General features: G+C 69.9%; 13 protein-coding genes. 9 read left to right on the top strand and 4 right to left on the bottom strand.

Features of this window, described 5'->3' with window-relative positions:
* Position 1: 1 nt before the first annotated feature.
* The 9 genes from Q0568_RS04025 (at position 2) to Q0568_RS03985 (ending at position 9,287) form a co-directional block, all read left to right on the top strand.
* On the top strand, positions 2-1,159 hold the full coding sequence (locus Q0568_RS04025) for a branched-chain amino acid ABC transporter permease (protein ID WP_298862624.1): 1,158 nt from the start codon (positions 2-4) through the stop codon (positions 1,157-1,159).
* A complete protein-coding gene (locus Q0568_RS04020) occupies positions 1,156-2,067 on the top strand; it encodes an ABC transporter ATP-binding protein (RefSeq protein WP_298862622.1) in 912 nt (303 codons plus the stop codon). Before Q0568_RS04025 ends, Q0568_RS04020 begins: the two co-directional genes overlap by 4 nt.
* A complete protein-coding gene (locus Q0568_RS04015; protein WP_298862619.1) occupies positions 2,064-2,774 on the top strand; it encodes an ABC transporter ATP-binding protein in 711 nt (236 codons plus the stop codon). The genes Q0568_RS04020 and Q0568_RS04015 overlap by 4 nt, the downstream gene beginning before the upstream one ends.
* Positions 2,775-2,866: 92 nt before the next feature.
* Positions 2,867-4,027, top strand: coding sequence for an FAD-binding oxidoreductase (locus tag Q0568_RS04010; protein ID WP_298862616.1), 1,161 nt, complete (start codon positions 2,867-2,869; stop codon positions 4,025-4,027).
* A complete protein-coding gene (locus tag Q0568_RS04005) occupies positions 4,024-4,272 on the top strand; it encodes a (2Fe-2S)-binding protein (RefSeq protein ID WP_298862613.1) in 249 nt (82 codons plus the stop codon). Before Q0568_RS04010 ends, Q0568_RS04005 begins: the two co-directional genes overlap by 4 nt.
* Positions 4,269-5,648, top strand: coding sequence for an NAD(P)/FAD-dependent oxidoreductase (locus Q0568_RS04000; RefSeq protein ID WP_298862610.1), 1,380 nt, complete (start codon positions 4,269-4,271; stop codon positions 5,646-5,648). The genes Q0568_RS04005 and Q0568_RS04000 overlap by 4 nt, the downstream gene beginning before the upstream one ends.
* Entirely contained in the window at positions 5,645-6,577 is a 933-nt protein-coding gene (locus Q0568_RS03995; protein WP_298862606.1) for a dihydrodipicolinate synthase family protein, read from the top strand. The genes Q0568_RS04000 and Q0568_RS03995 overlap by 4 nt, the downstream gene beginning before the upstream one ends.
* 70 nt (positions 6,578-6,647) lie before the next feature.
* Complete coding sequence (locus Q0568_RS03990; RefSeq protein ID WP_298862603.1) at positions 6,648-7,649, top strand: proline racemase family protein; 1,002 nt, start codon at positions 6,648-6,650, stop codon at positions 7,647-7,649.
* Positions 7,650-7,805: 156 nt separating this feature from the next.
* On the top strand, positions 7,806-9,287 hold the full coding sequence (locus Q0568_RS03985; RefSeq protein ID WP_298862600.1) for an aldehyde dehydrogenase (NADP(+)): 1,482 nt from the start codon (positions 7,806-7,808) through the stop codon (positions 9,285-9,287).
* Positions 9,288-9,430: 143 nt separating this feature from the next.
* Here Q0568_RS03985 and Q0568_RS03980 read toward each other — a convergent pair whose 3' ends face one another.
* The 4 genes from Q0568_RS03980 to Q0568_RS03965 are packed head-to-tail and all read right to left on the bottom strand — an operon-like array spanning position 9,431 to position 12,837.
* Positions 9,431-10,441, bottom strand: a complete 1,011-nt coding sequence (locus tag Q0568_RS03980) for an NAD(P)-dependent alcohol dehydrogenase (RefSeq protein WP_298862597.1) — start codon at positions 10,439-10,441, stop codon at positions 9,431-9,433.
* A gap of 16 nt (positions 10,442-10,457) precedes the next feature.
* Positions 10,458-11,513 carry a LacI family DNA-binding transcriptional regulator gene (locus Q0568_RS03975; RefSeq protein WP_298862594.1) on the bottom strand — a complete coding sequence of 352 codons (1,056 nt, stop codon included), beginning with the start codon at positions 11,511-11,513 and terminating at the stop codon, positions 10,458-10,460.
* A gap of 14 nt (positions 11,514-11,527) precedes the next feature.
* On the bottom strand, positions 11,528-11,839 hold the full coding sequence (locus tag Q0568_RS03970; protein ID WP_298862591.1) for a hypothetical protein: 312 nt from the start codon (positions 11,837-11,839) through the stop codon (positions 11,528-11,530).
* A gap of 32 nt (positions 11,840-11,871) precedes the next feature.
* Entirely contained in the window at positions 11,872-12,837 is a 966-nt protein-coding gene (locus Q0568_RS03965) for a DUF6772 family protein (RefSeq protein ID WP_298862588.1), read from the bottom strand.
* Between the last annotated feature and the right edge of the window lie 119 nt (positions 12,838-12,956).

The following is a 12,956-nucleotide window of genomic DNA, read 5'->3' as shown; positions in this document are numbered from 1 at the left end:
CATGTCCCGTCTGCAGAGCAAAGCGGATGCCGCGCTGCGCGCACCGTCCCCGCTGTTCGACCGCCCGGCCGCACCCGGCGGCATCTTCACCTCCAACAGGGGCTTCCTGCGGGCGCTCGGCGTGCTGTGCGTCGTGCTGCTGGTCGTACTGCCGTTCATGGACGCCTCGCGGTACACGATGTCCGTGGCCACGAGCGCCCTCATCTACGTGATGTTCGCGATGGGCCTGAACGTGGTCGTCGGCTACGCCGGCCTGCTGGACCTCGGCTACATCGCCTTCTTCGCCGTCGGAGCCTACGTCTCCGGCATCTTCACCACGGTGCTGGGCTGGCCGATGTGGGCGGCGCTGCCCATGACGGTGCTCGCCTGCATCCTGGCAGGAATCATCATCGGCGCACCGACGCTGCGACTGCGCAGCGACTACCTGGCCATCGTCACGCTGGGCTTCGGCGAGATCATCCGCATCACCGCCAACAACCTGAAGATCACCGGCGGCCCCACCGGAATCCACGGCATCCCGACCTGGTCGTTCGGCAGCTGGAGCTTCGCCGACGGCTTCACCCTGTTCGGCATCGAGTTCCCGCAGCGAGTGGTGTTCTACTACTTCGTCGCGGCCATCGTCGTGCTGGTCGGCGTGATCGGCGCCGGACGCCTGGCCAAGGGCAAGATGGGCCGCGCCTGGAAGGCCGTGCGCGACGACGAGGACGCCGCCGAGGCGATGGGCATCAACACCTACATCGCCAAGATCACGGCCTACATCATCGGCGCGGTCTGGGCGGGCGTCGCGGGCCAGCTGATGGCCACGCAGCTGTCGGCCATCAGCCCGAACAGCTTCCAGTTCCTGTACTCGGCGCTGATCCTGATGGCGGTCGTGCTGGGCGGCATGGGCTCCACGCCCGGTGTGATCATCGGCGCGCTGTTCGTGTCGCTGGCACCGGAGCTGCTGCGAGACTTCTCCGAATGGCGCTTCCTGATCTTCGGCATCCTGCTGGTGGTCGTCATGCTGTTCCGCCCGGCGGGGCTGTGGCCGTCCACCGCTATCCTGCCGTGGCTGAAGAAGCACCGGCCGGTCGCGCCGCCGACGGCCGGGTTCATGGCCGTGCCGTCGTCCGCGTCGAACGAGGATCTCACCACCGCCGAAGGGGAGGATGCCCGATGAGCACGCTGCTGGAGGTCAAGGACCTGCGCCTGCAGTTCGGCGGCGTGAAGGCCGTCGACGGGCTGAGCTTCACCGTCGAGTCGGAGGAGATCCTGGCCGTGATCGGGCCGAACGGTGCCGGCAAGACCAGTGCGTTCAACTGCATCTCGGGGTTCTACCTGCCCACCTCGGGCAAGGTGGTCTTCGACGGCAAGGACATCGTGCGCAACGCGCCGGGGTTCTGGCGCTCGCTGCGCCTGGTCGACCTGCTGCAGAGCTTCGGGTTCTACCGGGTGCTGCCGTCCCGGGTCACCAAGTGGGGCATGGCGCGCACGTTCCAGAACCTGCGGCTGTTCCGCGAGCTGAGCGTGCTGGACAACGTCAAGACCGCGATGCACGCCAACATCCGCGAGGGCTTCTGGGCCACGCTCCTGCACACGCCCGGCTACCGCCGCGCCGAGGCGGAATGCGCCGAGCAGGCCCGCGGCTGGTTGGACTTCGTGGGCTTCGAGGGCGACGAGAACCTGTTCGTCACGCAGCTGCCGTACGGCGAGCAGCGCCGGGTGGAGATCGCCCGGGCGCTGGCCACCTCGCCCAAGCTGCTGCTGCTGGACGAACCTGCCGCAGGGCTGAACTTCAATGAGAAGCAGGCCCTCATGCAGCTGATCCGCAGCATCCGGGATCTGGGTGTGGCCGTCGTGCTCATCGAGCACGACATGGGGCTGATCATGAACCTGGCCGAGCGCATCGTGGTGCTCAACTACGGCAAGGAGATCGCGGTGGGCACGCCCGATCAGATCAAGAACGACCCGGTTGTGATCGAGGCGTACCTGGGCGTGGAGGACGAGCCGCTGGATCCGACCAAGCTGCAGACCGGCACCGTCGACCTGTCGCTGCTGGATGACGGCAAGAAGGGGAAGCTCTCATGAGTGCGCTGATCGTCGACGCCGCCGACGTCTACTACGGGCGGGTGCACGCGCTGCGCGAGCTGAGCTTCCACGTGGGCGACGGCGAGATCGTCTGCCTGCTGGGGAACAACGGCGCGGGCAAGTCCACCACCATGAACATGCTCTCGGGGCTCGTGCGCCCGAAGACCGGCGCGGTGCGCTGGGGCGACATGGACCTCACGACGGCCAAGCCGTGGGACATCGTCGCATCCGGACTCATCCACGTGCCGGAGGGCCGGCGCATCTTCTCCACGATGACCGTGCACGAGAACCTGCTGCTGGGCGGGTACACAGTGAAGGATCAGAAGCTCATCGCGCAGCGCGTGGACCAGGTGTATCAGCTCATGCCGCGCCTGGCCGAGCGGCGCAAGCAGCAGGGCGGCACGCTCTCGGGCGGCGAGCAGCAGATGGTGGCCATCGGCCGCGCGATCGTCGGCGGACCCAAGCTGCTGCTGCTGGACGAGCCCTCGATGGGGCTCGCGCCGCTGGTGGTCAAGCAGGTCATGGAGACCATCCAGGCCGTCAACGCGCAGGGCACGACGGTGCTGCTCGTGGAGCAGAACGCCCGCGCCGCGCTGAAGATCGCCGATCGCGCCTACGTCGTGGAGACCGGCAGGACGACGATGGAGGGCACCGCCGCGGAGCTCGCGGCCGACGCCCGCGTGATCGACGCCTACCTGGGCGGCTGATCGCCGCTTGCATCACCTCGAGAGGGGTGGCGCAAGCACGTCCAGACGAGTAATATGTCACATGGTACAGATCGGATCGGGAGGAGGGGCGGATGCGGATCATCGTGATCGGCGCGGGGGCTGTCGGCGCCGCGTGCGCGCTGGCCCTCACCGAGGCCGGCGCCGAGGTGATCGTCGTCGACCGCACCGGCGTGGCGGGGGAGACCTCCAGCCGCTGCGAGGGCAACATCCTCGTCTCCGACAAGGAGCCCGGCGCTGAGGCACTGATGGCCATCGAAGCGAACCGCGCCTGGCGCGAGCTCGCCGCCCGCCTGGACGCCGACCGCGTGCCGGGCCAGCCTGCCACCGAGTTCGAGTCCAAGGGCGGGATCGTCGTGGCCTTTCCCGGCGGTGCGGATGCCCTCGAGGAGTTCGCGACCTCGCAGCGCGGGATCGGCGTCCGTGCCGACGTGCTCGACTCGGCCGCGCTCCGCGAAGCCGAGCCGCACCTCTCGCCCGAGGTCGCGCTGGGCGTGCACTATCCCGACGACGCACAGGTGCAGCCGAGCCTGGCCGCACAGGCCATGATGGCCCGCGCGCGGCACCTGGGCGCGCAGCTGCGCATCGCCGAGGTCACCGCCGGCATCGTCGAGCGCGACCGCGTGCGTGGTGTGCAGACCACGAGCGGCCGCATCGACGCCGACGCCGTCGTGAACTGCGTGGGCCCGTGGGCGGGCGACGCCGCCGCGCTGTTCGGCTCGATGCTCGACATCCGTCCCCGCCGCGGCACGATCCTCGTGACCGCCCCCATGCCGCAGCGCGTGTTCCACAAGGTGTACGACGCCGACTACGTCGGAGCCGTCGGGTCGGGGGATGCCGCGCTGCAGACGTCCACGGTCGTCGAGTCCACCCATGGCGGCACGGTGCTGATCGGCTCCAGCCGCGAGCGCGTGGGGTTCTCGGGCGAGGGTCTGCTGGCGCCGCTGGCGGAGATCGCCGACAAGGCCACCCGGCTGTTCCCGTTCCTGCGCGACACCATGCTGCTGCGCACGTACTACGGCTTCCGTCCGTACGCGCCGGACCATCTGCCGGCCATCGGAGCGGATGCCCGCATCGCCGGTCTCTTCCACGCGGCCGGACACGAGGGTGCCGGCATCGGGCTGGCGCCGACGACCGGCGCGCTGATCGCGCACGCCGTCCTCGGCACCCCCGCGCCGCTGGACCCGACGCCCTTCCTGCCTTCCCGCCCGACATTGCAGGGGGTTCCGGCATGAGCACCGTGCACATCACCTTCGACGGCGAACGGCTCTCCGGGCGCGAGGGGCAGAGCATCGGCGGCATCCTGCTGGCGAACGGACACCGCACCTGGCGCACCGCGGCGGGCTCCGAGCGCGGGATCTTCTGCGGCATCGGCATCTGCCAGGACTGTGTCGTCACTGTCAACGGCGTCGAGGGCGTCCGCGCCTGCCAGCGCACCGCCTGCGAGGGCGACGCCGTCGAGCGGGAGGAGCGGGCATGACGCGCATCGTCGTGATCGGCGCGGGCCCCGCGGGTCTCGCGGCCGCGGCATCCGCCTCCCAGTCCGGCGCCGACGTGACCGTCGTCGACGAGGGCGAGCGCCCGGGCGGCCAGTTCTGGCGCCACCACCCCGACTTCACCGACCCGCGCCTGCAGCATCAGCTGGGCAGGTTCGCCTCGCTGCAGCAGGCGCTGAAGAACGTGCGGATGCTGTCGTCCGCCAGCGTCTGGCGCGTCGAGGCCGGCACGCCGCTGCGCGTGCACGCCCTGGTCGGCTCCGTCGACGCCGCGCAGCGCCGCGGCGAGACCCTCGAGGCGGATGCCGTGATCCTCGCGACCGGTGCGCACGACCGCGTGCTGCCGGTGCCGGGCTGGACCCTCCCCGGCGTGACCTCCGCCGGTGCCGTGCAGGCGCTCGCCAAGCGCGACGGCATCGCCCTCGGCACCCGCACGGTCGTCGCCGGCGCCGGGCCCTTCCTGCTGCCGGTCGCGCAGAGCGTGGCGATCCTGGGCGGCGAGGTCGTGGAGGTCGTCGAGGCGGCATCCGTCCGCACCCTGCTGGCCGGCTGGGGCCGGCGGCCGTGGGAGCTGGGCGCCGCGGCGGGGAAGGCCGGCGAGCTCAGCTCGTATGTCGGCACGCTCCTGAAGCATCGCACCCCGTACCGGCTCGGCAGCGCCGTCACCCGCATCCACGGCACCTCGTCGGTCGAGGCGGTCACCGTGCAGCGCATCGACGCCGACTGGCGGCCCGTCGCGGGCACGGAGCGCACCGTCGAGTGCGACACCGTCGCCCTCGGACACGGCTTCACCCCGCGCCTGGAGGCCGCCATCCAGTTCGGCTGCGCCATCACGCACGACCGGTTCGTGCAGGTCGACGGGCAGCAGCTCACCAGCATCCCGGGCGTGCACGCCGCCGGCGAGATCACCGGTATCGGCGGGGCGGATGCCGCGCTCGCCGAGGGCGCGATCGCGGGCCTCGCCGCCGCGGGCGTGCCCGAGGCCGACCTGCGCTACCGCGAGCCGCTGGGGGCCCGCCGCCGCATGCACGCCTTCGCCGAGAGGCTGAAGACGCACGGCATCCGCTCGGGTTGGACCAGCTGGCTGGATGACGACACCGTCGTCTGTCGGTGCGAATCCGTCACCCGCGGCACGATCGTCGAGTACGCGGACGCGTCGGCGCGCGGCATGCGCCTGGCCACCCGCGCCGGCCTCGGCCCCTGCCAGGGCCGCACCTGCGGCCGCAGCGTCGAGGACATCATCGGAGCATCCGAATCCCGCTTCGACCGGCGGCCCGTCCTGTCGTCGGTGCGCATCGGCGAACTCGCCGCGCACCGAGCATCCACCCCCAACACCACCGCAGAAGGAGAATCAGCATGACTGAGAAGAGCATGGACCTCGGCGGCGTCGTCGTCGCCACGGCCCTCGCGTTCAAGGAAGACGCGTCCGCCCCCGCAGGTCTCGCCGTCGACTACGACAGGTTCGGCGAGCACGTCGACTTCCTGATGTCCAACGGATGCCGCGGCGTCGGCCCCAACGGGTCGCTGGGCGAGTACTCCTCGCTCACCGACGAGGAGCGCCGCCAGGTGATCAAGGTCGCCGTCGACGCCGTCGACGGCCGCGGCATCGTGATCGCCGGGGTGCACGGCGTGGGCAGTCACCAGGCGCGCCAGTGGGCCGAGTACGCCCGCGAGGACGGCGCCGACGGCGCGCTGCTGCTGCCGCCCATCGTCTACAAGGCCAACGAGCGCGAGATCCTCGCGCACTACGAGGAGGTCGCCAAGGCGGGCCTGCCCATCATGGCCTACAACAACCCCTACGACACCAAGGTCGACCTGGTGCCGTCGCTGGTCGCCAAGATCGCCCAGATCCCCGAGGTCGTCGCGATCAAGGAGTTCTCCGGCGACGTGCGCCGTGTGTACGAGATCAAGGAGCTCTGCGACATCGACATCATCGCCGGCGCCGACGACGTGCTCTTCGAGCTGATGATCAACGGCGCCGTCGGCTGGTTCGCGGGATACCCGAACGCGTTCCCGCGCGAGGCCGTCGAGCTGTACGACCTGCTGGCGGCAGGGCAGTGGAAGGAGGCCAAGTCGCTGTACGAGCAGCTCGTGGCCGTGTTCCGCTGGGACTCGAAGACCGAGTTCGTGCAGGCCATCAAGCTGTCGATGGACATCTGCGGCAACTCCTACGGCGGCCCCACCCGCCCGCCGCGCGGCCCGCTCAGCGACGAGCAGCGCGCTCAGGTCACCGCCGACACCGAGCGCGCCCTCGCGGCGATCAGGGCCCGCGCGGCCGTGGTCGCCTGAGGCGTGTGATGATTCAGGGAGGGGATGCCCGGCATCCCCTCCCTCCCCGCTCTCTACTTGGAGGACACTGATGCGCGCTCGCCGCACCATCCAGGCCGTCGACTCGCACACCGAGGGGATGCCGACGCGCGTCGTCACCGGCGGCGTCGGCCGCATCCCCGGTGAGACCATGAACGACCGGCGCCTGTACGCGATGGAGCACCTCGACCATCTCCGAGGGTTCCTCATGAACGAGCCCCGTGGGCACGCCGCCATGTCGGGTGCGCTGCTGCAGCCGCCGGCGCGGTCCGACGCGGACTGGGGCGTGGTGTTCATCGAGGCGTCCGGCTTCCTGCCGATGTGCGGGCACGGCACCATCGGCGTCGCGACCGTGCTGGTGGAGACCGGCATGGTCGAGGTCACCGAGCCGGTGACCGAGATCCGGTTGGATGTGCCGGCTGGCCTTGTCATCGCCCGCGTGCGGGTGGAGGACGGCCGCGCCGTGAACGTCACCATCGAGAACGTGCCGAGTTTCGTCGACCGGCTGGATGCGCGCATCGACGTGCCCGGCATAGGCGAGATCACCTACTCCGTCGCGTTCGGCGGCAACTTCTACGCGCTGGTGGACCTCGACCAGGTCGGGCTGCCGTTCGACCGGTCGCGGCAGGGCGACATCCTCGCCGCGGGGTTGAAGATCATGGATGCGATCAACGAGCAGGCCCCGCCCGTGCATCCGATCCTCGAGGGCGCGAACCACGTGCACCACGTCGAGTTCATCGCCCCGGGATCGGATGCCGTGCGCTCCCGCCACGCGATGGCCATCTACCCGGGCTGGTTCGACCGCTCGCCCTGCGGCACCGGCACCAGCGCCCGGATGGCCGAGCTGCACGCCCGCGGCGAGCTGGGACTGGACACCGACTTCGTGAACGAGTCGTTCATCGGCACGGAGTTCATCGGCCGGATCGTGGGGGAGATGACCGTGGGCTCTGTGCCGGCGGTGATCCCCACCATCACCGGCCGCGCCTGGGTGACGGGCCTGGGCCAGTACCTGCTCGACGAGGACGACCCGTTCCCCGAAGGCTTCGTGTTCTGATGCCCCCCTCTCCCCGGCCCCTTTGCCCACCCCCTTTCCGTCGAGAGCACGGGACCTCGCCGAGTGCACGGGAACTTCGCGTGAACAAGCCGTGCGCTCGCCGAGATGTCGTGCTCTCGACGCTGAGATTTGAGACCGAGGACTGAGGAGATCGACGTGACCGAGAACATCGAGAACATCGTGGAGCAGATCGCGGGCGCGGCGGCCGCTGCAGCGCGGCCGTTCGCCCGCACCAGCCCGCGCGAGCGCGCGGCGGCCCTCGTGGCCGTCGCGGATGCGCTGGATGCCGCGGGCGGCGAACTCATCCCGATCGGGATGCGCGAGACCGGCCTCGCCGAGGCGCGGCTGACCGGCGAACTGCGGCGCACCTCGTGGCAGCTGCGCCTGTTCGCCGACACCATCGTCGACGGCGGTTACCTCGACGCGCGCATCGACCTCGCCGACCCGGAGTACGTCATCGGCCCGCGTCCCGACGTGCGGCGGATGCTGGAGCCCGTCGGCCCCGTGCTGAACTTCGCCGCCTCGAACTTCCCGTTCGCGTTCTCGGTGGCCGGCGGCGACACGGCGGCCGCGCTCGCCGCGGGCTGCCCGGTGGTCGTGAAGGCGCATTCCGGGCATCCGGAGCTCTCGCGCGCGACCGCGGCCGTCGTGACTGATGCACTGTGCTCTGCCGGGATGCCGGAGGGCACGTTCCAGCTCATCGAGGGTCAGGAGAACGGCGTCGCGCTGCTGAAGGACGAGCGCATCCGTGCCGGGGCCTTCACGGGATCCACGCACGTCGGCCGGATGCTGGCCGACATCGCCGCCGCGCGCGAGGTGCCGATCCCGTTCTTCGGCGAGCTGGGCAGCGTGAACCCGGTGTACGCGACCTACGCGGATGCCGCCCTGCTGGACGGCTTCGTCGCCTCGGTGGCGGGCTCGGCCGGGCAGCTGTGCACCAAGCCGGGGTTCCTGTTCGTGCCCGACGACGCCGATCTGTCGTCGGTCTCGGGGGCCGCGGCGACTGTGGCCGAGCACCGGCTGCTGAACCCCGGCATCGGGCGCGCGTTCTCCGCACGTCGGTCCGATGTGCTGGGGGCCTCAGGCGTGGACGTGCTCTCCGCCGGCGAGGTGCGCGTGGACGACGACGGGCAGACGTTCGCGACGCCCACGGTCGTGGCCGTCGACGTGGACACGCTGCTGGCCGACCGCGACGCGCTGCTGGACGAGTCGTTCGGGCCGTTGTCGGTCGTCGTGCGGTATTCAGACCGTGACCAGCTGCCCGCGCTGCACGCCGAACTGTTCCCCGGCAACCTGACCTCGACCGTGCACGCGCGCTCGTCCGAGTTGGAGGACGGCTCGCTGAGCGACCTCGTCGAGAAACTGGCCGAGACCAGCGGCCGCGTGCTGTTCGGCGGCTGGCCGACCGGCGTGTCTGTGACCCCCGCCATGCAGCACGGCGGCCCGTATCCGGCGACCACGAGCGACGGCACCAGCGTCGGCACCGCCGCCATCACGCGCTTCCTGCGCGGCGTGGCCTACCAGGGCGCCCCGCAGGCGCTGCTGCCCGCCCCCCTGCAGGACGCCAACCCCTGGGGCGTGCCGCAGACCATCAGCCGCCCCGGCAACTCGACCTCCTGGGGCCAGTCCGCGCGCTGACGCGCCCCGCCCAGGTCGTCCCCGCCCCTGCTGGCCGTCGCCGCCCGTGTTCAGTTGCGCAGCTGAGCAGGGGCGGTGTCGCTGAGCAGGGGCGAGGATGCGCAGCGACGCATCTGGAACGCGGCGGAGGTGCGGCGCCGGCGTCAGGAGAGCTGCTGCGGGTGGATGACGGCCTTCACCGAGTCGGGCACGTGCTTCGCGAGCAGGAGCGCGTCCGCCGTCCCGTCGAGTGCGAAATGGTGCGTCACGAGCGAGGAGGCCTCCACCCGACCACTGGAGATGAGCTCGATGGCCATCGGCCAGGTGTGCGCGTAGCGGTTGACGAGCCCGATGGTGAGCTCGTTGACGTTGAGCCGGGACAGCGGAAGGCTCACGTCCTGCTTGGGCATGCCCACCATGGCGGCGCGCCCGTTGGTGCCCAGTCGCCACAGGCCATCCGCGAGCGCTGTCGGCGCTCCCGAGCACTCCAGCAGCACGTCGTGATCGCGACTGTCGCTCTCGCCCGGCTTCTCCGTGTCGAAGCCCAGCGAGGAGGCGATGCCGAGACGGAAGTCCGCGATGTCCGAGACGGTCACGGACCTGGCGCCGAAGGCCCGCGCCGCCTGCGCGGCGAAGAGTCCGACAGGGCCCGCACCGGTGACCAGAACCCGATCACCGGGCACCAGGTCCGCCCTGTGACAGGCCCAGATGCCCACCGAGAGCGGCTCGCAGAGAGCTCCTTCGTCATAGCTCATCGCGTCCGGGATCCGGAAGAGCTGCCGTTCGTCGATCACCATCCGCTGCACGAGCGAACCGTCGTACGGCGGCGTCGCGAAGAAGATCAGGTCCGGGCAGAGATGGTAGCGCCCTGCCATGCACTCCGCGCAGTCGCGGCAGGGCTTTCCGGGCTCGATCGCCACCCGGTCCCCGACGGCGACGGCGGTGACCTCGGAGCCGGTCTCGATGACCTGCCCTGCGCACTCGTGGCCGAGGATGATGGGTCCGTCGACGATCCAGTCGCCGATGCGGCCCACGGTGAAGTACGCCGTGTCCGACCCGCAGACGCCGACCGACTCGATGCGCACGCGTGCGTCTCGCGGCCCCAGCGGCTGATCGCCGACATCCCGTATCTCGATGCTGCCCAGCTCGGGCATCACGGCGGCGAAGTTCGGCATGGAGGACTCCTGTCAGTCAGCGTTGCGTGGAGGCTCGGAGGATGAGCTCCGGCGGGATGTACTCGACGACGGGTCCGGGTTCGGCGGTTCCGTCGAGCAGGGAGAGGAGGCGGGTGGTCGCCAGGCGGGCGACATCGACGGCGGGAAGGCGCAGCGTGGAGAGCGGCGGATCCAGATAGCGGGAGAACGGATAGTCGCCCCAGCCGATCACCACGACGTCGTCGGGAACGCGGATGCCGCGCTCGCGGAGCGCCGCGTACAGGCCCAGGGCGAAGTAGTCGTTGCCGACGAGGAACGCGTCGGGCAGACGGCCGGTGTCGAGCAGGTCGCTGACGACCCGGTAGGCGTCCTCGCCTCGCCACAGAGAAGCGCCGCGTGCCGTCCGCCGTGAGGGGACCGCGGCGATGCGCTTGGAGTCGAACGGGATGCCGTGAGCCTCGAGCACCTTCCGGTAGGCGTCCAGTCGATGCGTGACCGTGGAGATCCGCAGGTCCTCCTCGAGGAGCACGATGTCCCGAGCGCCGTGGGAGAGGGCGGCCTCCGTGGTCATGATGCGACCGGCCTCGTTGTCGGTGGAGTAGAGGTCGACGTCCAGTCCGGGCATCTCTCGCGCCATGAGCACGAGTGGCACGCCGGCGTGCACGACCGCGGACCACGGGTTGTTGCGTCCCTGCACCGGTACTGCGAGGATGCCGTCGACGCCCGACTGCAGCGCCGTGTCGACGGCATCCTGCTCGCGTTCGGGATCCTCATCCGAGAGCAGCAGGACGATGGTGTAGCCCGCGGCGATCGTCTGCTCCTCGATCTCAGTGACGAGGTCGTTGAAGAACGGGTTGGCGAGATCGGTGAGGATCACGCCGATCATCTTGTGCGACCCCAGGACGAGGGAGCGGGCGTGCGCGTTCGGCACGTACCCGAGCCGCTGGGCCTCCGCCTTGATGCGCTCGCGCGCGGCGTCGCTCACGCCCGACGCGTCGCGCAGGGCGCGGGAGACGGTGTTCACCGACAGGCCCACCGCGTCGGCGACATCCTGCAGGGTTCGCCGTCGCGGACTCGACGTTGTTCTGGGCATCCTGGACTCCTCGGTCACTCCTTCAACTCAAGATAGATCCGCAGCGTCGGCGCACCGACACCGCTGGTGCGCGTCGTGCGCAGCCTGAGCCAGTGCCCGAAGCGCTCGACGGGGATGGAGCGCCACCCCGCAGCCGTGGACGAGATCGGGGCGATGCCCTCGTGGTCCAGCCAATTGATCCCGTCGGCGGAGATCTGAACCCGGAACTCCACCTGGGTGTCGTCGGCCGGCTGCAGGAATTGGACGTACCACCGGGCCTCACCCGCCCAGGCGACCTCGAAGGGCTCGGTCTCGTGGACGTCGACGAGTTCGACGCCGCGTTCCATGACTGCGCTCTGAGACTGACGCATGTTCGTGCTCACCAATCTGCCGAGATGACGACGGAGTCGAGGAAGAGGAAGTTGCGATGCGGTGCGAGGGTGCGCACCGAGAAGTAGAAGTTCAGCAGGCTCTCGAGCGACTCGTACTTCTCGGCATAGGGCGGCACCGGCACGTCGCGGAGGTCGTAGACGTCGTTGTTGAACTGAAGCTCGACGTTGGATCGCGTGGAGGTGTCGATGGTGAATCGCAGGTAGTGCCAGTTCACCTTGGTGGGCACCTCGTTGTAGCACGCCTCCTGGCGCCGATCGTCCAGATAGCGCCAGTCGTCGGGGTCGGGCGCAGTGAAGTCGGCGTAGCGGCCGTGATCGTGCTTGCCCTCGAAGCGCTCATGCGGCGTGGGTTCGGCGACGACCGGGTACATCCACTTCTGCACGATCCGGCCCTGCTCGTCGGAGTTCTGGAATCGCATCACATTGTGGTAGCGGACGCCTTCGTGGCACAGGTCCGTGGCGACGGTGAAGGCGCCGAACTGCGCTTCGGACGGGTGCGAGTTCGCGTCCCAGGTGATATCGCCGTATGTGTTCGCCTCCTCGCCGCCGCCGAGGTTGGCCTCCACCTTCCAGGCCAGGTGCGCCTCGATCTGCAGCAGACCGCGGCCCGCCATCGTCAGCCGGCGGATGGCAGTGGCGGTGTGGCCGGGCGCCTGCCGGGTCGCCAGCTTCAGCGAGTACGTGCCGCCCATGCCGCCATGCGTTCCCACATCGAAGAAGTTCTGGTTGGACAGCTGCGGAGGACGGAAGTCCCGGAAGTGCTCGTCCATGGAATCCAGGTCACCGCGTCCGTTGTAGTTGCCGCCGAGCTCCACCCATCCGTGGGCCCCGTCGTTGAAGTCGTCGAACGTGAGGATGCGAGCGAGCGGGTTGAACTTCGACAGGCGCGGGTCGCTGCTTCGTATCGCGTGGCGCAGGGCGGCCGCGACATCCGCGACTTCTGTGGTGGTCACCGTTGACTCCTCGATCTCGGTCAGCGCCGCGCTGATTCACGGCGTCGTGTGCGAAACATTAGCGTTACCAGAACCACCTGTCAACGGATCGTCGAGATCACAGCATCTCGAAGTGGTCG

It is taken from the genome of uncultured Microbacterium sp. (assembly GCF_937927635.1).
Lineage (GTDB): Bacteria > Actinomycetota > Actinomycetes > Actinomycetales > Microbacteriaceae > Microbacterium.
The sequence above is the reverse complement of the archived record's forward strand: the minus strand, read 5'-3'. Positions and strand labels throughout refer to the sequence as shown.